Annotated in this window: 16 protein-coding genes; 12 read left to right on the forward strand and 4 right to left on the reverse strand. The window is 57.2% G+C overall.

Annotated features, from left to right (window positions below; all coding sequences use genetic code 11):
• Position 1: 1 nt before the first annotated feature.
• Positions 2-1,546 carry a PTS transporter subunit EIIC gene (locus AC27FC_RS16130; RefSeq protein WP_058841758.1) on the reverse strand — a complete coding sequence of 515 codons (1,545 nt, stop codon included), beginning with the start codon at positions 1,544-1,546 and terminating at the stop codon, positions 2-4.
• A gap of 286 nt (positions 1,547-1,832) precedes the next feature.
• On the opposite strand from AC27FC_RS16130, the gene AC27FC_RS16135 reads away from it, so the two are divergent.
• From AC27FC_RS16135 to AC27FC_RS16190, 12 genes are all read left to right on the forward strand, one after another.
• On the forward strand, positions 1,833-6,785 hold the full coding sequence (locus tag AC27FC_RS16135) for an alpha-2-macroglobulin family protein (RefSeq protein ID WP_487160242.1): 4,953 nt from the start codon (positions 1,833-1,835) through the stop codon (positions 6,783-6,785).
• A gap of 1 nt (position 6,786) precedes the next feature.
• Positions 6,787-9,111, forward strand: a complete 2,325-nt coding sequence (gene pbpC / locus AC27FC_RS16140) for a peptidoglycan glycosyltransferase PbpC (RefSeq protein WP_196354973.1) — start codon at positions 6,787-6,789, stop codon at positions 9,109-9,111.
• A gap of 156 nt (positions 9,112-9,267) precedes the next feature.
• Positions 9,268-9,699 (forward strand): nucleoside-diphosphate kinase, encoded by a 432-nt coding sequence (gene ndk / locus AC27FC_RS16145; protein WP_003860625.1) that lies wholly within the window; start codon positions 9,268-9,270, stop codon positions 9,697-9,699.
• A gap of 169 nt (positions 9,700-9,868) precedes the next feature.
• Complete coding sequence (rlmN, locus tag AC27FC_RS16150; RefSeq protein WP_014171168.1) at positions 9,869-11,035, forward strand: dual-specificity RNA methyltransferase RlmN; 1,167 nt, start codon at positions 9,869-9,871, stop codon at positions 11,033-11,035.
• 293 nt (positions 11,036-11,328) lie between these two features.
• Entirely contained in the window at positions 11,329-12,342 is a 1,014-nt protein-coding gene (gene rodZ, locus AC27FC_RS16155) for a cytoskeleton protein RodZ (RefSeq protein ID WP_094934603.1), read from the forward strand.
• 26 nt (positions 12,343-12,368) lie between these two features.
• On the forward strand, positions 12,369-13,487 hold the full coding sequence (gene ispG / locus AC27FC_RS16160) for a flavodoxin-dependent (E)-4-hydroxy-3-methylbut-2-enyl-diphosphate synthase (protein ID WP_023308814.1): 1,119 nt from the start codon (positions 12,369-12,371) through the stop codon (positions 13,485-13,487).
• A gap of 80 nt (positions 13,488-13,567) precedes the next feature.
• Positions 13,568-14,842, forward strand: coding sequence for a histidine--tRNA ligase (gene hisS, locus AC27FC_RS16165; RefSeq protein WP_032622984.1), 1,275 nt, complete (start codon positions 13,568-13,570; stop codon positions 14,840-14,842).
• 13 nt (positions 14,843-14,855) lie between these two features.
• Positions 14,856-15,476, forward strand: coding sequence for a YfgM family protein (locus AC27FC_RS16170; RefSeq protein ID WP_033146211.1), 621 nt, complete (start codon positions 14,856-14,858; stop codon positions 15,474-15,476).
• Positions 15,477-15,486: 10 nt separating this feature from the next.
• A complete protein-coding gene (bamB, locus tag AC27FC_RS16175; protein WP_087823103.1) occupies positions 15,487-16,665 on the forward strand; it encodes an outer membrane protein assembly factor BamB in 1,179 nt (392 codons plus the stop codon).
• Between the two features lie 112 nt (positions 16,666-16,777).
• Positions 16,778-18,250: a ribosome biogenesis GTPase Der gene (gene der, locus AC27FC_RS16180; protein WP_023308811.1), complete on the forward strand. Its 1,473-nt coding sequence runs from the start codon at positions 16,778-16,780 to the stop codon at positions 18,248-18,250.
• Positions 18,251-18,550: 300 nt separating this feature from the next.
• Positions 18,551-20,095, forward strand: a complete 1,545-nt coding sequence (locus AC27FC_RS16185; RefSeq protein WP_029741661.1) for a peptide MFS transporter — start codon at positions 18,551-18,553, stop codon at positions 20,093-20,095.
• A gap of 55 nt (positions 20,096-20,150) precedes the next feature.
• Entirely contained in the window at positions 20,151-20,372 is a 222-nt protein-coding gene (locus AC27FC_RS16190; protein WP_196354972.1) for a zinc ribbon domain-containing protein, read from the forward strand.
• Here the strand turns inward: AC27FC_RS16190 and AC27FC_RS16195 are convergent.
• From AC27FC_RS16195 to xseA, 3 genes are read right to left on the reverse strand one after another with little or no spacing between them, the layout of a single operon-like run.
• Positions 20,369-20,719 carry a protealysin inhibitor emfourin gene (locus tag AC27FC_RS16195; RefSeq protein WP_033146198.1) on the reverse strand — a complete coding sequence of 117 codons (351 nt, stop codon included), beginning with the start codon at positions 20,717-20,719 and terminating at the stop codon, positions 20,369-20,371. The genes AC27FC_RS16190 and AC27FC_RS16195 overlap by 4 nt on opposite strands.
• Positions 20,720-21,739 carry a M4 family metallopeptidase gene (locus tag AC27FC_RS16200; RefSeq protein ID WP_033146197.1) on the reverse strand — a complete coding sequence of 340 codons (1,020 nt, stop codon included), beginning with the start codon at positions 21,737-21,739 and terminating at the stop codon, positions 20,720-20,722.
• 58 nt (positions 21,740-21,797) lie between these two features.
• On the reverse strand, positions 21,798-23,171 hold the full coding sequence (gene xseA / locus AC27FC_RS16205) for an exodeoxyribonuclease VII large subunit (RefSeq protein ID WP_196354971.1): 1,374 nt from the start codon (positions 23,169-23,171) through the stop codon (positions 21,798-21,800).
• Between the last annotated feature and the right edge of the window lie 139 nt (positions 23,172-23,310).

Raw genomic sequence — 23,310 nt, forward strand, 5'->3', positions numbered from 1 at the left:
TTCAGAGAAACGTCTCAACGGCTTCTCGCATTTTTTTGACGTGCAGCCCGTAGACCACCTGAACGTTGTTACCTTGTTTGATAATCCCTTTCGCGCCGGTCGCCTTGAGCCGCGGCTCGTCGATAATGGCGACGTCCTTCACCGTGACGCGTAAGCGGGTGTAGCAGTTGTCCACCACCTCAATGTTTTCCCGGCCGCCCAGACCCGTCACGATGGATTCGCCCAGCCCGTCGTTATTGCCCTTCGCCTGGTACTCCTGCTTGCTGTAGAGGCGCGTCTCCCGATCGTCATCCTCACGGCCCGGCGTTTTCATGTTGAAGCGCAGGATCAGGAAGCGGAACACCACGAAGTAGAGGGCGAACATGATCAGCCCGACCACGATGTACATCGGCCAGTTGGACTTCTCCGTGCCGAGCGGCAGGTTGTAGAGGATGAAGTCAATAATCCCGTTGGCGCCGATGGCGTGAACGCCCAGCAGCGAGAACAGCATCATGCCGATGCCGGTCAGCACCGCGTGCACCACGAAGAGCAGCGGAGCGACGAACAGGAAGGAGAACTCAATCGGCTCGGTCACGCCGACCAGCAGCGAGGTCAGCGCCGCCGGGATCAGAATGGCTTTCGCAATGGCTTTACGCTCCGGCTTTGCGGTCACGTACATCGCCAGGGCTGCGGCAGGCAGGCCGAACATCTTGCTGATGCCGCGCGCGTCCCACACCACGGTGCTGCTGAGCTGTTTCACGTCCGGGCAGGCCATCTCGGCGAAATAGATATTGCGTGCGCCCTGATAGGTTGCGCCGCACACCTCCTGCGTGCCGCCCAGCTCGGTATAGAGGAACGGGGTATAAACCAGATGGTGCAGGCCGGTGGGGACCAGAATACGTTCCAGGAAACCGTAGATTGCCACGCCCAACGGCCCGGAGCCTTTGATGGCCAGCGCCAGGGCGCTAATGCCGTGCTGGGCATACGGCCACAGCTCACTCATCACCACGCCGAGCAGCATGGAGACGGGAAGCATGACGATGGCGACAAAACAGTGGCCGGAGTAAATCGCCATCGCGCCGTTAAACTGTACGCTGGAGTATTTGTTGTACAGATATCCGGAGAGCGCCCCGGTCAGGATCCCGGCAAAAACGCCCATCTCCAGCACCTGCACGCCCAGTACCATGGTCTGCCCGGCCGCTTTCATCTGGGCCGCTGGCGCCAGCGCGCCCTGCAGCTGTAGCGTGACGTTCATGGCGTTGATGAACACGACGAAGGTCACCAGACCAATCAGCGCGGCATAGCCTTTATCACGCGTCGCCAGACCAATCGGGATCCCGACGGCAAACACCAGCGCCAGGTTGACCAGCACCGACACGGCAGATTTCGCGATAAGCTGACCAAGGTGCTGAATCAGCGGATGGCCCAGAAACGGCAGGTATTCAGCGAGATTACCGTTACCCAGAACGTTACCAAAGGCGATAAACAGACCGACGATCGGTAAGATAAGTACCGGTCCGTACAATGATTTTCCGAAATTTTGTAGGGCGTTCACGGCTCGTTTCATGGCTTTCTCTCTTTTTGAACCGCGCACTCGGGGTGCGTCATGGTCATAAAACTAGCAGCCTTCGGGCGAGCTTAGCCAGCTATCTTCTTGTTTTAAAAACAAATGACTTGAAAGGTAACATGTGACGTTATGTGCTGTGATCGCGGTTCCATCACGGCGTAGCGGCGTGATGCCGTTCTGCGAGACGCTTTCCAGATTTTAAAATTGGCCTTTTTGAATTAATGAAACTTGCGGATAATACTTATCCGGACGACGACCAACAGGCTCCATGGGCCAGGGACAAAGGATGAAACCGTTTCGCTTAGCCGCGCTCTCTCTTGCGCTGCTCACCACGTTTACGCTTGTCGGCTGTGATAACAGCGACGATAAAACTCAGGCTGCGGCTCCCGCGGCATCCACCGCATCCACACCGAAAGCTGCAGAAAAGCCCAATGCTGAAACGCTGGCTAAACTGGCTGCCCAGACTCAGGGAAAAGCGCTGACGTTGCTGGATACCTCAGAAGTTCAGCTCGACGGTGCCGCCACGCTGGTGCTGACCTTTTCTGTTCCGCTGAATCCCGATCAGGATTTCGCCAAAACGGTGCATGTCGTGGACAAGAAAAGCGGCAAGGTTGACGGGGCGTGGGAACTTGCGCCTAACCTGAAAGAGCTTCGCCTGCGTCATCTGGAGCCTAACCGCAACCTGGTCGTCACCGTTGAACGTGACCTGCAGGCGCTGAACAAGGCGACGTTCGGAATTGATTATGAAAAAGCCCTGACCACCCGGGACATTGAACCCACCGTTGGTTTTGCCAGCCGCGGCTCGCTGCTGCCGGGCAAGGTGGTGGAAGGTCTGCCGGTGATGGCGCTCAACGTCAACAATGTTGATGTCAACTTTTACCGCGTGAAGCCGGAATCGCTGGCCTCCCTTGTCAGCCAGTGGGAGTACCGTAACTCGCTGACCAACTGGGAATCCGATAACCTGCTGAAGATGGCGGAGCTGGTTTACACCGGTCGATTCGATCTTAATCCGGCGCGCAACACGCGCGAAAAATTGCTGTTGCCCCTGAAGGATATTAAACCGCTCCAGCAGTCTGGCGTTTATATCGCGGTCATGAACCAGGCTGGGCACTATAACTACAGCAATGCCGCAACGCTCTTTACCCTAAGCGATATTGGCCTGTCCGCTCACCGTTACCATAACCGCCTGGATATTTTCACTCAGAGTCTGGAAAACGGTGCGGCGCAGTCCGGCGTGACCGTCACGCTGCTGAACGATAAAGGCCAGACTCTCGCCGAGGCGAAGAGCGATGCCGACGGTCATGCGAAGCTTGAAACGGACAAAGAAGCCGCGCTGATTCTGGCGAGCAAAGACGGCCAGACCACGCTGCTTGACCTCAAGCTTCCGGCGCTGGATCTGGCGGAGTTCGATATTGCCGGTAGCCCCGGCTACAGCAAGCAATTCTTCATGTTTGGCCCGCGCGATCTCTATCGTCCGGGTGAAACGGTGATCCTCAACGGCTTACTGCGCGACAGTGACGGTAAGCCGCTTCCCGATCAGCCCGTGAAGCTTGACGTGCTGCGCCCGGATGGACAGGTTGCGTGTACGATTGTCGTCAAGCCAGAGAATGGGCTCTATCGCTTTAACTATCCGCTGGACAGCGGAGCGCAGACCGGTATGTGGCATATCCGTGCCAACACGGGCGATAACCTGCAGCGCCTGTGGGACTTCCACGTCGAAGACTTCATGCCCGAGCGTATGGCATTGAACCTGAGCGGAGAAAAATCGCCGGTTTCACCGCAGGATAACGTGGACTTTAACGTGGTGGGCTATTACCTGTATGGCGCACCGGCCAACGGTAATTCTCTGCAGGGCCAGCTTTTCCTGCGTCCGCTGCGTGACGCGGTGGCTGCGCTGCCGGGCTTCCAGTTTGGCGATATCGCGGAGGAGAACCTGAGCCGCAGTCTGGATGAAGTTCAGCTTACGCTGGATGAGCAGGGGCGTGGGCAGGTTTCTACCGAAAGCCAGTGGAAAGAGGTCCACTCTCCGCTGCAGCTGATCCTGCAGGCCAGCCTGCTGGAGTCGGGCGGCCGTCCGGTGACGCGTCGCGCTGAGCAGGCCATCTGGCCAGCGGCTGAGCTGCCGGGTATCCGCCCTCAGTTCGCCAGTAAAGCCGTTTACGACTACCGCACCGATACCACCGTCAACCAACCGATTGTTGACGAGAACGGCAACGCCAGCTTCGACATCGTTTATGCCGATGCCAGCGGAGCGAAAAAGGCGGTTTCCGGTTTACAGGTACGCCTGATCCGTGAGCGCCGCGACTACTTCTGGAACTGGTCTGAGAGCGAAGGCTGGCAGTCTCAGTTCGATCAAAAAGATCTGGTTGAAGGCGAGCAGGAGCTGACTCTCAAGGCCGACGAGACGGGTAAAGTCACCTTCCCGGTGGAGTGGGGCTCATACCGTCTGGAGGTTAAAGCGCCTGATGAGATGGTCAGCAGCGTGCGCTTCTGGGCAGGCTACAGCTGGCAGGATAACAGCGACGGCACCGGGGCTGCACGTCCTGACCGCGTGACGCTGAAACTGGATAAGCCAGCCTATCAGCCAGGCGATACCATTAACCTGCACATTGCAGCGCCGGCAGCAGGTAAGGGCTATGCGATGATCGAGTCCAGCGAAGGGCCGCTGTGGTGGAAAGAGATCGACGTCCCGGCAAACGGGCTTGATCTCGCTATCCCGGTCGACAAAGCCTGGAAACGTCACGATCTCTACCTGAGTACGCTGGTGGTTCGTCCTGGGGATAAATCGAAATCCGCCACGCCGAAACGCGCGGTCGGCCTGCTGCATCTGCCGATGGGCGATGAAAATCGTCGTCTGAACATTGCGCTCGATAACCCGCAGAAAATGCGTCCAAACCAGACGCTCTCTGTGAAGGTGAAAGCCAGCGTGAAAGAGGGTGCGGTTCCGCAGAAAGTGAACGTACTGGTCTCGGCGGTTGACAGCGGCGTGCTGAACATCACCGATTACGTTACGCCCGATCCGTGGCAGGCTTTCTTCGGTCAGAAACGCTACGGCGCGGATATCTACGATATCTACGGCCAGGTCATCGAAGGGCAGGGCCGCCTGGCCGCGCTGCGCTTTGGTGGTGACGGTGATGAGCTGAAGCGCGGCGGTAAGCCGCCGGTGAACCACGTCACCATTATTGCCCAGCAGGCACAGCCGGTTACGCTGGATGCCAACGGAGAAGGCACGATTACGCTGCCGATTGGTGATTTCAACGGCGAGCTGCGTCTGATGGCGCAGGCCTGGACGGAAGACGATTTCGGCAGCAGCGAAAGCAAGGTTGTGGTGGCTGCGCCGGTCATTACCGAGCTTAACACGCCGCGCTTCCTGGCAAGCGGGGACACCTCACGGCTGACGCTGGACCTCACCAACCTGACGGACATGCCGCAAACGCTGAACGTCGCCCTGACCGCGACAGGAAAACTGTCGCTGGAAGGCTCGCAGCCGCAGCCGGTTCAGTTGTCTCCTGGCGCGCGCAGTACCCTGTTTATTCCGGTGCGGGCGCTGGACGGTTATGGTGATGGTGAGGTGACAGCACAGGTTACGGGCCTGCAACTTCCGGGCGAGACTTTCGCACCGCAGCAGAAGAGCTGGAAAATCGGCGTGCGGCCGGCATTCCCGGCGCAGACGGTGAATACCGGTGCCATGCTGAACCCCGGTGAGTCCTGGACCGCACCGGCGCAGCATAGTAACGGTTTCTCTCCTGCTACCCTGCAGGGACAACTGCTGCTGAGCGGCAAACCACCGCTTAACCTGGCGCGCTATATTCGCGAACTGCAGGCGTACCCGTATGGCTGCCTGGAACAGACCACCAGTGGCCTGTTCCCGTCGCTCTACACCAACGCGGCGCAGCTGACTGCACTTGGCATCAAGGGCGACACCGATGACAAGCGCCGTGCAGCGATTGATATTGGCATCTCCCGTCTGCTGCAGATGCAGCGTGAAGACGGTGGTTTTGCGCTATGGGATAAAAACGGTCCGGAAGAGTACTGGCTGACGGCCTACGTGACCGACTTCCTGGTGCGCGCGGGCGAGCAGGGTTACAGCGTACCCGTCGATGCGGTGAATAACGCCAATAACCGCCTGCTGCGCTACCTGCAGGATCCGGGCATGATGTCCATTCGCTACAGCGACGATACTCAGGCCAGCAAGTTTGCCGTGCAGGCCTATGCCGCGCTGGTGCTGGCACGTCAGCAAAAAGCGCCGCTGGGCGCGCTGCGTGAAATCTGGGATCGCCACGGGCAGGCGGCTTCCGGACTTCCGCTGATGCAGCTGGGCATGGCGCTCAAACTGATGGGCGATGCGCCGCGCAGCCAGCAGGCGCTGGATCTGGCGCTCAAAACCCCGCGCAACGACAGCAAAAACTGGATGGCCGATTACGGCAGCCAGCTTCGCGATAACGCGCTGATGCTCTCTCTTCTTGAGGAGTACAAGCTGCTGCCAGATGCGCAAAATACGCTGCTGAATGCTCTGTCTGAACAGGCCTTCAGCCAGCGCTGGCTGTCAACGCAGGAGAGCAATGCGCTGTTCCTGGCCGGACGCTCGCTGCAAACCCTGTCTGGTGCGTGGCAGGCGAAAACTTCGCTGTCTGAGACCGCATCAGGCGGCGATAAGTCACTGGTGCAAAACGTGAGCGGCGACCAGCTTGGCGCGCTGCAGGTGACTAACACCGGTACAGCGCCGCTGTGGGTACGCCTGGACAGCACCGGTTATCCGGAATATGCCCCTCAGCCGAGCGCGAACGTGCTGCAGGTGGAACGTCATATCCTGGCAACCGACGGCAGCAGTAAATCGCTCTCTTCGCTGAAGAGCGGCGAACTGGTGCTGGTGTGGCTGGACGTTAAAGCCAGCCAGAATGTGCCGGATGCGCTGGTGGTGGATCTGCTCCCTGCGGGTCTGGAGCTGGAAAACCAGAACCTGGCGAGCAGCAGCGCCAGCCTGCAGGACAGCGGCAGTGAGGTACAGAACCTGCTCAGCCAGATGCAGCAGGCGGATATTCAGCATATGGAGTTCCGCGACGACCGCTTTGTGGCTGCCGTGCCGGTAAACGAAGGTCAGCCGGTCACGCTGGTCTATCTGGCCCGTGCCGTGACGCCGGGAACCTATCAGGTGCCGGTCCCGATGGTGGAGTCTATGTACGTTCCGCAGTGGCGGGCAACGGGGGCGGCCAGCGGCCCGCTGATTGTTGTTCCGTAATATGCAAATGGCACGTCTGACACGCTCCCGCTGGCTATGGCTGGCGGGAGCGCTTCTCGTTTTATGGGGGCTGATTGTCGCCGCCGACCGCCTGTGGCCGTTGCCTCTGAAAGAGGTTAATCCCGCCCGGGTGGTGGTAGATGAGAAGGGCACGCCGCTCTGGCGTTTTGCCGATAGCGACGGGATCTGGCGCTACCCGGTTACCATTGAAGAGGTCTCTCCCCGCTACCTTGAGGCGCTGATCCAGTATGAAGATCGCTGGTTCTGGGATCACCCAGGCGTAAACCCGCTCTCTGTCCTGCGCGCTGCCTGGCAGGATCTCAGTTCTGGCAAAGTCGTCTCTGGTGGAAGCACGCTCACCATGCAGGTGGCACGCCTGCTGGACCCGCATCCGCGCACCTTTGGCGGCAAAGTTCGTCAGCTCTGGCGGGCGATGCAGCTGGAGTGGCATCTTTCCAAACGCGACATTCTCACCCTTTACCTCAACCGCGCTCCGTTTGGCGGCACGCTGCAGGGCGTCGGGGCGGCAAGCTGGACCTATCTCGGCAAACCGCCGTCGCAGCTCAGCTATTCCGAAGCGGCGCTGCTGGCGGTACTGCCGCAGGCACCCAGCCGCTTACGTCCGGACCGCTGGCCTGAACGGGCCGAGGCAGCGCGCAACAAAGTGCTCGACCGCATGGTAACGCAGGGCGTCTGGTCCGCGAAGCAGGTTAAAGAATCACGGGAAGAATCGGTATGGCTGGCGCCCCGACAGATGCCGCAGCTGGCGCCGCTCTTTGCGCGCATGATGCTCGGCAAAAGCCGCGACGCAAAAATTGTCACCACGCTGGATGCCGGACTGCAGCGGCAGCTGGAAGAGCTGGCGATGAACTGGAAATCTCGCCTGCCGGCACGAAGCTCGCTGGCGATGATCGTCGTGGATCATACCGATATGAAAGTGCGCGGCTGGGTCGGGTCGGTGGATATTAACGATGACACGCGTTTTAGCCACGTGGATATGGTCAATGCGATCCGATCCCCGGGATCGGTGTTAAAGCCCTTTATTTACGGTATGGCACTGGACGATGGCCTGATCCATCCCGCCTCGCTGCTCCAGGACGTTCCCAGAAAAACCGGTGATTATCGCCCCGGGAATTTTGACAGTGGGTTCCACGGACCGGTCAGCATGAGTGAAGCGCTGGTGCGCTCCCTCAACCTGCCCGCGGTACAGGTACTGGAAGCCTACGGGCCAAAACGTTTTGCCGGGATGTTGAGCAACGCAGGCTTGCCGCTGATCCTGCCTGCGGGGGCGCAGCCAAATCTGTCCCTGATCCTCGGAGGGGCAGGCGCCCGGCTGGCGGATATCACAGCGGCCTACAGCGCGTTTGCCCGACACGGTAAGGCGGGGAGGCTGCGGTTACAGCCGGGCGATCCGCTCATTGAACGTCCGCTGCTGTCGCAAGGCTCGGCGTGGATTATTCGCCGTATTCTGGCGAACGAGGCGCAGCCGCTGCCGGATAATGCGTTACCGCAGATCGCACCGCTGGCGTGGAAAACCGGCACCAGCTACGGTTACCGTGATGCCTGGGCGATTGGTCTTAATGCCCGCTACGTAATAGGCATCTGGACAGGACGACCGGACGGCACGCCCGTAGCGGGGCAGTTTGGTTTCGCCAGCGCAGTTCCACTCTTAAATCAGGTTAATAACCTGCTTCAGTCACGCTCAACGGTAGACGAAGCCCGCCTGCCGCGCGACCCGCGTCCGGAGAGCGTCGGGCGGGGCGTGATCTGCTGGCCGGGCGGCCAGTCGCTGCCGGAAGGAAGTGAAAACTGTCGGCGTCGCCTGTCGACCTGGCTGCTGGAAGGGAGTGAACCGCCCACGCTGCTATTGCCCGAACAGGAAGGGATACGCGGCATTCGTTTCCCGGTCTGGCTGGATAAAACGGGTAAACGCGTGGCGGCAGATTGCCCTGATGCAACTGAAAAAGTCCTGGATGTCTGGCCGCTGCCGCTGGAGCCGTGGCTGCCGGCAACCGAGCGTCGCGCGGTACGGGTCCCTCCTTCCTCAACCACCTGTCCTCCGCTATCGCAGGACGCACCTGCGCCACTCATCCTGACAGGCGTGCGTGAAGGGGCCGTCATCAAACGTCTGCCGGGGGAATCCCGCGTTTCGCTGCCGCTTCAGGCGACCGGCAATAGCGGCGAGCGCTGGTGGTTTTTGAACGGTGAACCGCTGAATGTGAAGGGAAGAGTTTACACATTACAGCTTGATAAATCGGGCGATTATCAGTTACTCGTTATGGATGAGACCGGTCAGGTCGCGACGGTGAATTTTACGTTGCAGTGACCTGAAAATAGCTTTCTGATGTGAGCTGTTGCTAAAACTCGTCTTATTTTAAAAAAATGTTACCTGAATCCATAGGCAATGGCGCTATTGCTCATTATAATCCGCGCCACACCATACTCAGGTATGCAAAACAACAGAACATTGACAGAGGTTATCATGGCTATTGAACGTACTTTTTCCATCATCAAACCAAACGCGGTGGCAAAAAACGTTATTGGCAGCATCTTCGCTCGCTTTGAATCTGCAGGGTTCAAAATTGTTGGCACCAAAATGCTGCACCTGACCGTTGAGCAGGCTCGCGGTTTCTACGCTGAGCACGAAGGTCGCCCATTCTTTGACGGCCTGGTTGAGTTCATGACCTCCGGTCCAATCGTGGTATCCGTGCTGGAAGGCGAAAACGCAGTACAGCGTCACCGTGACCTGCTGGGCGCAACCAACCCGGACAACGCGCTGGCAGGTACTCTGCGCGCTGACTATGCGGACAGCTTCACCGAGAACGGTACCCACGGTTCTGACTCTGTTGAATCTGCTGCACGCGAAATCGCTTTCTTCTTCGCAGAAGGCGAAGTGTGTCCACGCACCCGTTAATTTAACGGTTTCGTTTACACATTATTTTCGTAAATGCCGCGTCCAGACGTGGCATCCCTGCGCCAGACTTTGTACAATGCAACGCCCCGGACGAGCAGACTGCTTTCCGGGGCGTTTCTATTCAACCCTCCATGGGCCATAACGTGTAACAACGAGGCCGGAAAATATTATGTCTGAATTAGTGAATACCTCCGAAGTCGCCATTCCTGCGGTTCCCAATAAAAATGGAAAAATCAACCTGCTGGATCTGAACCGTCAGCAGATGCGCGAGTTCTTTAAAGAGATGGGCGAAAAGCCGTTTCGTGCCGATCAGGTCATGAAGTGGATGTACCATTACTGCAGCGACAATTTTGATGACATGACTGACATCAACAAGGTCCTGCGCAACAAGCTCAAGGAAGTGGCTGAAATCCGCGCACCGGAAGTGGTGGAAGAGCAGCGCTCAGCGGATGGCACCATCAAATGGGCGATTGCGGTCGGCGATCAGCGCGTTGAGACCGTCTACATCCCGGAAGAAGACCGCGCCACGCTGTGTGTCTCCTCTCAGGTAGGTTGTGCGCTGGAGTGCAAATTCTGCTCAACCGCGCAGCAAGGCTTTAACCGTAACCTGCGGGTGTCAGAAATTATCGGCCAGGTCTGGCGTGCCGCGAAAATCGTCGGTGCGGCAAAAGTAACCGGTACGCGTCCTATCACCAACGTGGTGATGATGGGGATGGGTGAGCCGCTGCTGAACCTGACCAACGTCGTTCCGGCGATGGAAATCATGCTGGATGACTTCGGTTTTGGTCTGTCCAAGCGTCGCGTAACGCTGTCTACCTCAGGCGTTGTGCCTGCGCTGGACAAGCTGGGCGACATGATTGACGTTGCGCTGGCGATCTCCCTGCATGCACCAAACGACGAAATTCGTGACGAAATTGTGCCGATCAACAAAAAGTACAATATCGAAACCTTCCTCGCTGCGGTGCGTCGCTATCTGGAGAAATCCAACGCCAACCAGGGCCGCGTCACAATCGAGTACGTGATGCTTGACCACGTCAACGACGGTACCGAACATGCGCATCAGCTGGCTGAACTGCTGAAAGATACGCCATGCAAAATCAACCTGATCCCATGGAACCCGTTCCCGGGCGCGCCGTATGGCCGTAGCTCGAACAGCCGTATCGACCGTTTCTCCAAGGTGCTGATGGAGTATGGTTTCACCACCATCGTGCGTAAAACCCGTGGTGATGACATTGATGCAGCATGCGGACAGCTGGCAGGTGATGTTATTGACCGTACCAAACGTACCCTGCGTAAACGCATGCAGGGCGAGACGATCGCGGTTAAAGCTGTTTGATTATTATGCACTCACGGCGCATTATCTGCGCCGTGAAGCCTGGTCTTACTGAATAATCAGTCAGATTCGTTATGACTGAACAATAATTACGGTGCGTTTCATCCGACTTTCGGGCAGTATGTAACGACGTAACAACAGTTTAGCCGTACGGGCAGGGCTGTACTGTCATCTCCGGGCTGACAGTCTTATACTCTCTGTTCAAGGTTAACTGACCAGAAGTTTCGCGGTGCGGGTGGCATTGTGACTCACCGGCACCTGAACCCTTATTTTTCACGTACCAGTAGTTGTAGCGAATGAATACTGAAGCCACTCACGACCAACATGAAGCACTCTCCACTGGCGTTCGTCTTCGCAACGCCCGTGAACAACTCGGACTCAGCCAGCAAGCCGTTGCGGAACGCTTGTGCCTGAAGGTTTCCACGGTTCGCGATATTGAAGAAGATAAGGCACCTGCCGATCTGGCTTCAACGTTCTTGCGCGGTTATATCCGCTCTTACGCAAAACTGGTCCATATCCCCGAAAATGAATTACTGCCAATGATGGAGAAGCAGGCACCGGTCCGTGCAGCAAAAGTTGCGCCGATGCAGACCTTCTCCCTGGGGAAACGTCGTAAAAAACGCGATGGCTGGCTGATGAGCTTTACCTGGCTGGTGCTGTTTGTGGTGATTGGCCTGACGGGCGCATGGTGGTGGCAAAACCACAAAGCCCAGCAGGAAGAGATCACCACCATGGCCGATCAATCCTCTGCTGAACTCAACCAGGCCGGAAGTGAGAATGCCCAGAACGTGCCGCTGAATACCGACGGTGCAGCGTCCTCAAGCGAGCCACAGACCGCAGCGCCAGACGCGTCGGCGACCGATGCAGCACAGGCTCCGTCAGCAACGGCTAACACCGCTGCGCCGCAGGCTCAGGATCAAAATGCGGTTGTTGCCCCTTCTCAGGCGAATGTTGATACTGCAGCGAACGTGCCTGCGGCTACTCAGCCTGCAGACAATAGCGCAGCGTCTCTGCCAACCAACCCGGCGGGTACGGCAACAGCAGCCGATCCCAACGCGCTGGTGATGAACTTCAGCGCCGACTGCTGGCTGGAAGTGACTGACGCGACAGGTAAAAAACTGTTCAGCGGCCTGCAGCGTAAAGATGGCACGTTAAACCTAACCGGCCAGGCTCCCTATAAACTTAAAATCGGCGCTCCGGCAGCGGTACAGATCCAGTATCAAGGAAAACCTGTCGACCTGAGCCGCTTTATCAGAACTAACCAGGTTGCACGTCTTACCGTTAATGCCGAACAATCAGCAGCACAGTAACAGACGGGCAACGCGGGAGATTTTTCATGCATAACCAGGCTCCGATTCAACGTAGAAAATCGAAACGGATTTACGTTGGGAATGTGCCAATCGGCGATGGGGCACCTATCGCCGTTCAGTCGATGACCAACACGCGCACTACCGATGTAGAAGCGACGGTCAATCAAATCAAAGCATTAGAACGTGTAGGCGCGGACATTGTTCGCGTTTCCGTCCCGACCATGGATGCCGCTGAGGCGTTCAAACTGATCAAACAGCAGGTCAGCGTTCCGCTGGTGGCTGATATCCACTTCGACTACCGCATCGCACTGAAAGTGGCCGAATACGGCGTCGATTGCCTGCGCATTAACCCGGGCAACATCGGTAACGAAGAGCGTATCCGCATGGTAGTGGACTGCGCCCGCGATAAAAATATTCCTATCCGTATCGGCGTTAACGCCGGTTCCCTGGAAAAAGACCTGCAGGAAAAATACGGCGAGCCGACGCCACAGGCGCTGCTCGAATCCGCGATGCGCCACGTCGATCATCTCGATCGTCTTAACTTCGATCAGTTCAAAGTCAGCGTAAAAGCGTCCGACGTGTTCCTGGCGGTAGAGTCTTATCGTCTACTGGCAAAGCAGATCGACCAGCCTCTGCACCTCGGGATCACCGAAGCAGGCGGCCTGCGCAGCGGCTCTGTAAAATCCGCGATCGGTCTGGGGCTGCTGCTCTCTGAAGGGATCGGTGACACCCTGCGCGTCTCGCTGGCGGCCGATCCGGTCGAAGAGATCAAAGTCGGTTTCGATATCCTGAAGTCGCTGCGCATTCGCGCGCGTGGGATCAACTTCATTGCCTGCCCAACCTGCTCGCGTCAGGAGTTTGATGTGATCGGGACGGTGAATGCCCTGGAGCAGCGTCTGGAAGACATTATCACCCCGATGGACGTCTCCATCATCGGCTGCGTGGTAAACGGTCCGGGTGAAGCACTGGTGTCAACCCTGGGCGTAACCGGCGGTAACAAGAAAAGTGGTCTCTATGAAGATGGCGTTCGTAAAGATCGTCTGGATAATAGCGACATGATCGACCAGCTTGAAGCCCGCATCCGCGCCAAAGCCGCCATGATGGACGAAACACAGCGTATCAGCGTTCAGCAGGTTGAAAAATAACGTGATGGGAAGCGTGCCGCTTCCCATGTATGATTGAACCCATTCTTTGGGTTTTTTTTGTATATAGAAAGAGAATAAACGTGGCAAAAAACATTCAAGCCATCCGCGGCATGAACGATTATCTGCCTGGCGAAACCGCCATCTGGCAGCGCATTGAAGGCACACTGAAGCAGGTGCTCGGCAGCTACGGTTACAGCGAAATCCGTTTGCCGATTGTAGAGCAGACCCCGTTATTCAAACGCGCGATCGGTGAAGTCACCGACGTGGTTGAAAAAGAGATGTACACCTTTGAGGACCGCAACGGCGACAGCCTGACCTTGCGTCCGGAAGGTACGGCGGGCTGCGTACGCGCCGGCATCGAACATGGTCTTCTGTACAATCAGGAGCAGCGCCTGTGGTATATCGGCCCGATGTTCCGCCACGAACGTCCTCAGAAAGGTCGTTATCGTCAGTTCAATCAGCTGGGTGTGGAAGTCTTTGGCCTGCAGGGCCCGGACATCGACGCTGAACTGATTATGCTGACCGCCCGCTGGTGGCGCGCCCTCGGTATCGCCGATCACGTTTCTCTTGAGCTGAACTCTATCGGTTCTCTGGAAGCACGCGCTAACTACCGCGATGCGCTGGTGGCGTTCCTGGAACAGCATAAAGAGAAGCTGGACGAAGACTGCAAACGTCGCATGTACAGTAACCCGCTGCGCGTTCTGGATTCCAAAAACGCGGATGTTCAGGCACTGCTGAACGATGCGCCTGCGCTGGGTGACTACCTGGATGAAGAATCTCGCGAACACTTCGCGGGCCTGTGCAAGCTGCTTGAAGCGGCAGGCATCGCCTATACCGTGAATCAGCGCCTGGTGCGCGGTCTGGACTACTACAACCGCACCGTGTTTGAGTGGGTGACCACCAGCCTCGGTTCTCAGGGCACCGTATGTGCGGGCGGCCGTTATGACGGTCTGGTTGAGCAACTTGGAGGTCGCGCAGCCCCTGCTGTTGGCTTCGCGATGGGCCTTGAGCGACTTGTTTTGCTGGTTCAGGCAGTTAATCCGGAATTTAAAGCAGATTCCGTTGTCGATATATACCTGGTGGCTTCAGGCGCGGAAACGCAGTCTGCGGCGATGCAGCTTGCCGAACGCGTGCGCGATGCGCTGCCGGGCGTTAAGCTGATGACCAACCATGGCGGCGGCAACTTTAAAAAACAGTTTGCTCGTGCCGATAAGTGGGGCGCAAGTATTGCACTGGTGCTGGGCGAGTCCGAAGTGGCTAACGGCGAAGTGGTGGTGAAGGACCTGCGCTCTGGTGAGCAGACAACGGTAACGCAGGACGGCGTTGCGGCGCACTTGCGCACTCTATTGGGCTAAGGAGAAGGACTGCGTGGAAATTTACGAGAACGAACACGATCAGGTCGACGCGATTAAGCGCTTCTTTGTTGAAAACGGCAAAGCGCTGGTTGTTGGGGTTATTTTAGGTGTCGGTGCGCTGGTGGGCTGGCGTTACTGGAACAATCATCAGGCAGATTCCGCGCGCGGCGCGTCCCTGTCCTATGAAAATACCGTGAGCGCAATTCGTGCCGATCAGCCGCAAACGCTGACGGCGGCAGAAAAATTTGCGGCTGACAACAAAAACACCTACGGTGCACTGGCTGCGCTGGAAGTGGCTCAGCAGTACGTTGATAAGAACGAACTGGATAAAGCCGCTGCACAGCTCTCTCAGAGCCTTGCTGCGGCAAGCGATGAGAACCTGAAAGCGGTGATCAATCTGCGCCTGGCACGTATTCAGGTTCAGCAGAAAAAAGCTGACGATGCGCTGAAAACGCTCGATACCATCAAAGGCGAAGGTTTTGCTGCCATCGTTGCCGATCTGCGCGGTGAAGCACTGCTGAGCAAAGGTGACAAAGCGGGCGCGCGTAAAGCGTGGCAAGCTGGCGTCGAGAGCAATGCTTCACCTGCGCTGAGCGAAATGATGCAGATGAAAATAAATAATTTGTCCGTCTGAGAGGGACCCGATGCAATTGCGTAAATTACTTCTGCCAGGACTGCTTTCTGTTACGTTATTGAGTGGTTGTTCACTGTTCAGTGGCGAAGAAGACGTTGTGAAAATGTCCCCACTGCCGACGGTTGAAAACCAGTTTACCCCATCCACCGCGTGGGATGTCTCCGTGGGCAATGGGATTGGTGATTTCTATTCCAACCTTCATCCTGCGTATGCAGACAGCGTTGTCTATGCCGCTGACCGCAAAGGTACCGTGAAAGCGGTGAACGCCGATGACGGGAAAGAAGTATGGTCCGTTAACCTGGCGGAAAAAGACGGCTGGTTCTCCCGTAAACCTGCACTGCTCTCTGGCGGTCTGACCGTTGCCGGTGGCCATGTTTACGTGGGCAGCGAAAAAGCGCAGGTTTATGCGCTGAACAGCAGCGACGGCTCTATTGCCTGGCAAACAACCGTAGCGGGTGAATCCCTGTCTCGTCCGGTGGTGAGCGACGGTCTGGTGCTGATTCATACCAGCAACGGCCAGCTGCAGGCGCTGAACGAAGCTGACGGTCTGGTGAAATGGACCGTTAACCTGGATATGCCTGCGCTCTCTCTGCGCGGTGAATCAGCACCGGCTACCGCATTTGGTGCTGCCATTGTGGGCGGTGACAACGGTCGCGTGAGCGCCGTGCTGATGCAGCAGGGTCAGATGATCTGGCAGCAGCGTATCTCTCAGGCCACCGGCTCAACGGAAATTGACCGTCTGAGCGACGTAGACACAACGCCGGTCATTGTTAACGGTGTGGTTTACGCGCTGGCCTATAACGGCAACCTGACCGCGCTGGATCTGCGCAGCGGCCAGATCATGTGGAAACGTGAGCTGGGCTCTGTGAACGATTTCATCGTTGAGGGCAACCGCATCTATATGGTCGATCAGAACGACCGTCTGCTGGCGCTGAGCACCGAAGGCGGCGTGACGCTGTGGACGCAAAGCGATCTGCTGCACCGTCTGCTGACCTCGCCTGTGCTGTACAACGGTAGCCTGGTGGTTGGCGACAGCGAAGGGTATATGCACTGGATCGATCCGGATAACGGCCGCTTTGTTGCACAGCAAAAAGTCGACAGCTCTGGCTTCCTGACCGATCCGGTTGTGGCCGACGGCAAACTGCTGATTCAGGCAAAAGACGGCACGCTGTACGCGATCACGCGTTAATTACCCGGCGGTTGTAGTATACTAAACGGCTCCTGTTCACTCAGGAGCCGTTTTGACATTTTTAAAAACGCCGCGAAAGTGACGTTATTTTGAATTTTATGAGGCTTCAAACATGGTACCTGTGGTCGCGCTTGTCGGGCGCCCTAACGTTGGAAAATCCACTCTTTTTAACCGTTTAACACGCACCCGTGATGCGCTGGTTGCGGATTTCCCGGGGCTGACGCGTGACCGTAAGTACGGTCGTGCAGAGGTGGAAGGACGCGAGTTCATCTGTATTGATACCGGTGGTATTGACGGCACAGAAGACGGCGTTGAAACCCGCATGGCGGAACAGTCGCTGCTGGCGATTGAAGAGGCGGATGTGGTGCTGTTTATGGTGGATGCGCGCGCTGGCCTGATGCCGGCGGACTCCGCTATTGCCAAACACCTGCGTTCACGCGAAAAGCCGACCTTCCTGGTGGCGAACAAAACTGACGGTATCGATGCCGATCAGGCCGTCGCGGATTTCTGGTCTCTTGGCCTGGGTGAAATCTACCCGATTGCGGCATCGCATGGCCGTGGCGTCACCAGCCTGCTGGAAACCGTTCTGCTGCCGTGGGTTGACGAAGTAAACCCGCCGGAAGAAGTGGACGAAGACGCTGAATACTGGGCGCAGTTTGAAGACGGAGAAGAGGGCGAAGAAGAGCCTGAAGACGACTTCAACCCGCAGGATCTGCCGATCAAGCTGGCCATCGTGGGTCGTCCAAACGTAGGTAAGTCTACGCTTACTAACCGTATTCTGGGTGAAGAGCGCGTGGTCGTTTACGACATGCCGGGCACCACCCGTGACAGTATCTACATCCCTATGCAGCGCGACGAGCGCGAGTATGTCCTCATCGACACCGCCGGGGTGCGTAAGCGCGGGAAAATCACCGATGTGGTGGAAAAATTCTCCGTTATCAAAACCCTGCAGGCGATCGAAGATGCCAACGTAGTGCTGCTGGTCATCGACGCACGCGAAGGTATCTCCGATCAGGATCTCTCTCTGCTCGGCTTTATCCTCAATAGTGGGCGCTCACTGGTTATCGTGGTCAACAAGTGGGATGGCCTGAGCAATGAAGTGCGCGAGCAGGTGAAAGAGACCCTCGACTTCCGTCTGGGCTTTATCGACTTCGCCCGCGTGCACTTTATCTCTGCGCTGCACGGCAGCGGGGTGGGTAACCTGTTCGAATCCGTGCGTGAAGCGTACGACAGCTCCACCCGTCGTCAGAGCACCGCGATGCTGACCCGCATCATGAATATGGCTGCTGAAGACCATCAGCCGCCGCTGGTGCGCGGCCGTCGCGTGAAGCTGAAATATGCCCACGCCGGTGGTTACAACCCGCCAATCGTAGTAATTCACGGCAACCAGGTGAAAGACCTGCCGGATTCCTACAAGCGCTATCTGATGAACTACTTCCGTAAATCGCTGGACGTAATGGGCACGCCTATCCGTATCCAGTTCAAGGAAGGGGAAAACCCGTTTGCCAACAAGCGCAACACCCTGACGCCAAACCAGATGCGTAAGCGTAAGCGCTTGATTAAGCACATTAAGAAAAGCAAATAATCTTTACCTGCCTCACGAAAGCCCGCGTTTATCGCGGGCTTTTTTTTGCCAAATCATACCGCCGGTTATCTCTGTGTGAAGTCAATCACTATTCACTTTTAACCAAGTTTAAATCTAAGAAAGTAGACAATCGTCGAATTTTCATCTTAAAGTCCAGGGTCTGGTACTAGACAAAACTAGCGCCTGGTTATCAAATGGTTAACTAACTTTTCGCCGCATGTAAAAAATCGGCCAGATACGTAACTGGCCGGCGTACCTGCTGGTGTTTACAAGCACGACGACATACCTTTCGGGAGAATTATGCAATCCACTGTTAATCAAAAAGAGAGCCGAACGTTCTTCGGCCATCCGTATCCGCTCGGTTCCCTGTTCTTCACCGAGATGTGGGAGCGCTTCTCGTTTTACGGCATTCGTCCGTTACTGATCCTGTTTATGGCCGCCACCGTCTATGACGGCGGGATGGGCCTGGCGCGTGAAAACGCCTCGGCGATTGTCGGTATCTTTGCCGGTACCATGTACCTGGCCGCGCTGCCGGGTGGGTGGCTGGCCGATAACTGGCTCGGTCAGCAGAGAGCCGTCTGGTACGGTTCAATTCTGATTGCGCTCGGACACCTGTCGATCGCGCTCTCTGCGGTGATGGGGAACAACCTGTTCTTTATCGGCCTGATGTTCATCGTGCTTGGCTCAGGGCTGTTCAAAACCTGTATCTCGGTGATGGTCGGCACCCTGTATAAAAAAGGCGACGCGCGTCGTGACGGCGGTTTCTCGCTGTTCTATATGGGCATCAACATGGGCTCGTTTATCGCGCCGCTGATTTCCGGCTGGCTGATCAAAACCCACGGCTGGCACTGGGGCTTTGGTATAGGCGGTATCGGGATGCTGGTGGCGCTGATTATCTTCCGCGTGTTTGCCGTTCCGGCAATGAAACGCTATGACGGCGAAGTCGGCCTCGACTCTACCTGGAACAGCCCGGTGGTGAAGCGTAACGGCGTGGGCGTTTGGCTGCTGGCGCTGGCGGCTGGCGTGGCAACGATCGTGACGCTGATTGCGCAGGGCGTGATTGTGATTAACCCGGTCGCGGTAGCCAGCGTGCTGGTCTACGTGATTGCGGCGTCCGTAGCCCTCTACTTTATTTATCTGTTTGTCTTTGCGGGGCTGAACCGTAAAGAGCGCGCCAGGCTGTTGGTCTGCTTTATTCTGCTGATTTCAGCGGCGTTCTTCTGGTCCGCGTTTGAGCAGAAACCAACCTCGTTCAACCTGTTTGCCAACGACTACACTAACCGCATGATTGGTGATTTTGAAATCCCGGCGGTATGGTTCCAGTCAATCAACGCCCTGTTCATCATCCTGCTGGCTCCGGTGTTTAGCTGGGCATGGCCGAAGCTCGCGAGCAAAAACATTCGTCCGAGCAGCATCACCAAGTTTGTTATTGGTATTTTGTGCGCGGCGGCAGGCTTTGGCCTGATGATGCTGGCGGCACAGAACGTGCTGAGCAGCGGTGGAGCGGGCGTGTCGCCGTTCTGGCTGGTGGGCAGCATCCTGATGCTGACGCTAGGCGAACTGTGCCTGAGTCCGATTGGCCTGGCGACCATGACGCTGCTTGCGCCGGAAAGAATGCGCGGCCAGATGATGGGGCTGTGGTTCTGCGCCAGCGCTCTGGGTAACCTGGCGGCGGGCCTGATTGGCGGTCATGTGAAGGCCGACCAGCTGGATATGCTGCCGGATCTCTTTGCTCGCTGCTCCATCGCGCTGCTGATTTGTGCCGCGGTACTGATCGTCCTTATTGTTCCGGTGCGCCGCATGCTGGAAAATGCGCAGACTAAACCGGCTGCTAACGCCTCATAAAGCTCGGTCTTGCCGGGGCGGCGTTATGCCCCGGTAAAACCCAACAGGAGAGAATATGTCGATTACCTGCCCGGAATGCCAGGCACCGCTGGAGTCCCAGAACGGCGTAGCGCACTGCGACAGCTGTAATAAAGATATTGCGCTTGTAGCCCTTTGCCCGGAGTGCCATCAGCCACTCCAGGTATTAAAAGCCTGCGGTGCGGTGGACTATTTCTGCCAGAACGGCCACGGTCTTATCTCTAAAAAACGCGTGGAGTTTGTTCGGGCCGAAGGTTAATCGCAGACGCAGCCTTCGCCTTTCTTCCACAGCTCGACCAGCGACTCGGGCGCTTCCTGCTCGGGCACCAGCACGATGATATCGGCGTAGTGCGCCTGATTTTGCCCGGTCCAGACAATCTGGATGCGGAAATAGCGCTGGTCGCCGCTGCCGGGTGAAGAGGCTTGCCCGGGCGGCTGACCGCGTGGAAAAGCCTGCTCCAGGATGCTCACCAGGCGCTGGCGCTGGGCCTCATTGAGCGAGGAGAGCGCGATGGTGCGCTGTCCGCTCAGCTTGGGAATAAAAGCGACGCCGCCTTCCCGGGCCAGCTCAACCACGGCGTCATCCGTCAGTTCCGGAACCTGCATTTACAACACTCCCACCTGTTCCCAGGCTTGTTTAATGGCCGCACCAGCGTCGCTGCCGGAGCGTTTCTCTCCGTGCGCGATCGTCAGCTTTGCGAAGGCCTCAAAATCCGCATCCTGCGCCAGTTTGCGATCGCAAACCGTGTCGTACCAGGCATAACCCGCTTTTTCCCAGGCGTAGCCGCCGATCGCCGTCGCGGCCAGATAAAATGCCCGGTTTGGGATGCCGGAGTTCAGGTGCACGCCGCCGTTATCCTCGCGCGTTTTAATGAAATCTTTCATGTGCGCAGGCTGCGGGTCTTTGCCGAGCAGGGGATCGTCATAGGCGGTGCCGGGTTCAGACATTGAGCGCAGCCCTTTGCCGTTGATCCCTTTCGCCAGCAACCCTTCACCAATGAGCCAGTCTGCTTTATCGGCGGTTTGCTTCAGATGGTACTGTTTGACCAGCGAGCCAAACACGTCCGACAGAGACTCGTTCAGCGCGCCCGACTGTTCAAAATAGATAAGCCCGGCTTCGGTCTCGGTCACGCCGTGGCTCAACTCGTGCGCTACCACGTCGATGGCGATGGTAAAGCGGTTAAATATTTCCCCGTCGCCGTCGCCAAATACCATCTGCTGACCGTTCCAGAAGGCGTTCTGATATTCCCGGCCATAGTGAACGGTGCCGGTCAAAATAAGCCCTTTATTATCGAGCGAATCGCGCTGATATTCTTTCCAGAAGAAATCATGGGTAATACCTAAATAATCGTAGGCTTCATCCACCGCCACATCGCCGTTCGACGGCTGGCCTTCGTAACGCACCTGCGTACCCGGCAGCTCCTGGGTTTGCTTCGCGTCGTAGATATCGCGTTCCAGCTGTCCGGCTTTATTCACGTGCGGCGCGGCGGGTTTGCCGGGCATGTGGGCCATCAGCGTCTGGACGTGGGTTAAGGTCTGACGGGCACAGCGCTGCTGCGGCTCGGAACCGCTTTCGATAATACGACGAAGAATATAAGGTGGAATAACGCTATGAAGATGGGGCATGCTGCTCTCCTTATTAAAAAAGGGAATAGCAGCAGTATAGTAAGTAACCGGCGAGGAATTATCCGGTTTTACGCTGACGCGTTTTTTTCACCGGTTTAATTGACTTCACTTCGCTTTCTACCCAGCCGTCGGAAAGACGCGTCGTCAGCACATCGCCGGTATTCACCTGTTTGGTTTGCTTCAGCACTTTGCCATCCGTTGCCGTCGTCACGCTATAGCCGCGCGCCAGCGTGGAGAGGGGGCTGACCGCTTCAAGATGGGTCACCGCATTGCCAAAACGTTCGCGGGTGGTGCTCAGACGCGCCCGGACGCTCTCCGCCAGACGATACTCCAGCTGCTGGATCCGCGTTTGCGCGCGATAAATTTTCGGCTGCGGGTTCTGCTGGTTCAGGCGCTGCGTCACGCGCTGCTGGCGCGAAACCGCGCGCTTAAGCTGACTATCCAGCGCGAAATTCATGCGCTGACGCAGGCGCTCCAGCACGGTCTGCTGACGCGCCAGACGCAGCTGCGGGTGCTGCTGCTGAAGACGATGATGAAGCTGGGTAAAGCGGCGGGTACGGTTGGCAAGGAAGTAGTCCATCGCCATCTCAAGACGCTGCTGGCCGTTCTGAATCTGACGCAGCAGCTCCAGCTGGTTCCGGCTGACCACTTCCGCCGCCGCGGACGGCGTAGGCGCGCGCAGATCCGCGACAAAATCGGCTATCGTTACGTCCGTTTCGTGGCCGACGGCGCTTACCACGGGGATCAGGCTTGCAAAGATTGCCCGCGCCACGCGCTCGTCGTTAAAGCTCCACAAGTCTTCCAGCGAGCCGCCGCCGCGCCCGACGATTAATACGTCGCACTCCTGACGGGCGTTCGCCAGCTCAATGGCGCGAACTATCTGGCCCGGAGCATCGTCACCCTGAACGGCGGTCGGGTAGATGATGACGGGCAGGGAAGGATCGCGACGCTTCAGCACGTGCAAAATATCGTGCAGTGCCGCACCGGTTTTCGAGGTGATGACCCCAACGCAGTGGGCGGGGGAGGGCAGCGGTTTTTTGTACTGCTGGTCGAACAGCCCTTCGGCAAAGAGCCTGGCTTTTAGCTGTTCATACTTCTGCTGCAGCAGGCCTTCGCCCGCAGGCTGCATGCTCTCGACGATGATTTGATAATCGCCGCGCGGTTCATACAGAGTGATATTGGCGCGAACCAGAACCTGCTGGCCGTGCTGAGGACGAAACGTCACGCGACGGTTGCTGTTGCGGAACATCGCGCAGCGCACCTGGGCGGTGTCGTCTTTTAAGGTAAAGTACCAGTGACCGGAGGACGGCTGCGTGAAGTTAGAGATCTCACCGCTGATCCAGACCTGCCCCATTTCCTGCTCAAGCAGCAAACGCACCGTCTGATTCAGGCGGCTGACGGTATAAATTGAGGGGGATTGAGAGGATAACATGTGAGCGGGATCAAATTCTAAATCAGCAAGTTATTCAGTCGATAGTAACCTGCTGAGAGGCAATCGCAAGCTTTTTTATAAAAAAGTGTAGATGCAATCGGTTACGCTCTGTATAATGCCACGGCAATATTTAACCACC

The sequence above is a fragment of the Enterobacter sp. C3_dUdeg genome, from assembly GCF_057536195.1.

Bases quoted from the DNA above. Each gene is read 5' to 3' on its own strand.
- AC27FC_RS16130 (WP_058841758.1), bottom strand. From the start codon at position 1,546: ATGAAACGAGCCGTGAACGCCCTACAAAATTTCGGAAAATCATTGTAC.
- AC27FC_RS16135 (WP_487160242.1), top strand. From the start codon at position 1,833: ATGAAACCGTTTCGCTTAGCCGCGCTCTCTCTTGCGCTGCTCACCACG.
- pbpC (WP_196354973.1), top strand. From the start codon at position 6,787: ATGCAAATGGCACGTCTGACACGCTCCCGCTGGCTATGGCTGGCGGGA.
- ndk (WP_003860625.1), top strand. From the start codon at position 9,268: ATGGCTATTGAACGTACTTTTTCCATCATCAAACCAAACGCGGTGGCA.
- rlmN (WP_014171168.1), top strand. From the start codon at position 9,869: ATGTCTGAATTAGTGAATACCTCCGAAGTCGCCATTCCTGCGGTTCCC.
- rodZ (WP_094934603.1), top strand. From the start codon at position 11,329: ATGAATACTGAAGCCACTCACGACCAACATGAAGCACTCTCCACTGGC.
- ispG (WP_023308814.1), top strand. From the start codon at position 12,369: ATGCATAACCAGGCTCCGATTCAACGTAGAAAATCGAAACGGATTTAC.
- bamB (WP_087823103.1), top strand. From the start codon at position 15,487: ATGCAATTGCGTAAATTACTTCTGCCAGGACTGCTTTCTGTTACGTTA.
- der (WP_023308811.1), top strand. From the start codon at position 16,778: ATGGTACCTGTGGTCGCGCTTGTCGGGCGCCCTAACGTTGGAAAATCC.
- AC27FC_RS16185 (WP_029741661.1), top strand. From the start codon at position 18,551: ATGCAATCCACTGTTAATCAAAAAGAGAGCCGAACGTTCTTCGGCCAT.
- AC27FC_RS16190 (WP_196354972.1), top strand. From the start codon at position 20,151: ATGTCGATTACCTGCCCGGAATGCCAGGCACCGCTGGAGTCCCAGAAC.
- AC27FC_RS16195 (WP_033146198.1), bottom strand. From the start codon at position 20,719: ATGCAGGTTCCGGAACTGACGGATGACGCCGTGGTTGAGCTGGCCCGG.
- AC27FC_RS16200 (WP_033146197.1), bottom strand. From the start codon at position 21,739: ATGCCCCATCTTCATAGCGTTATTCCACCTTATATTCTTCGTCGTATT.
- xseA (WP_196354971.1), bottom strand. From the start codon at position 23,171: ATGTTATCCTCTCAATCCCCCTCAATTTATACCGTCAGCCGCCTGAAT.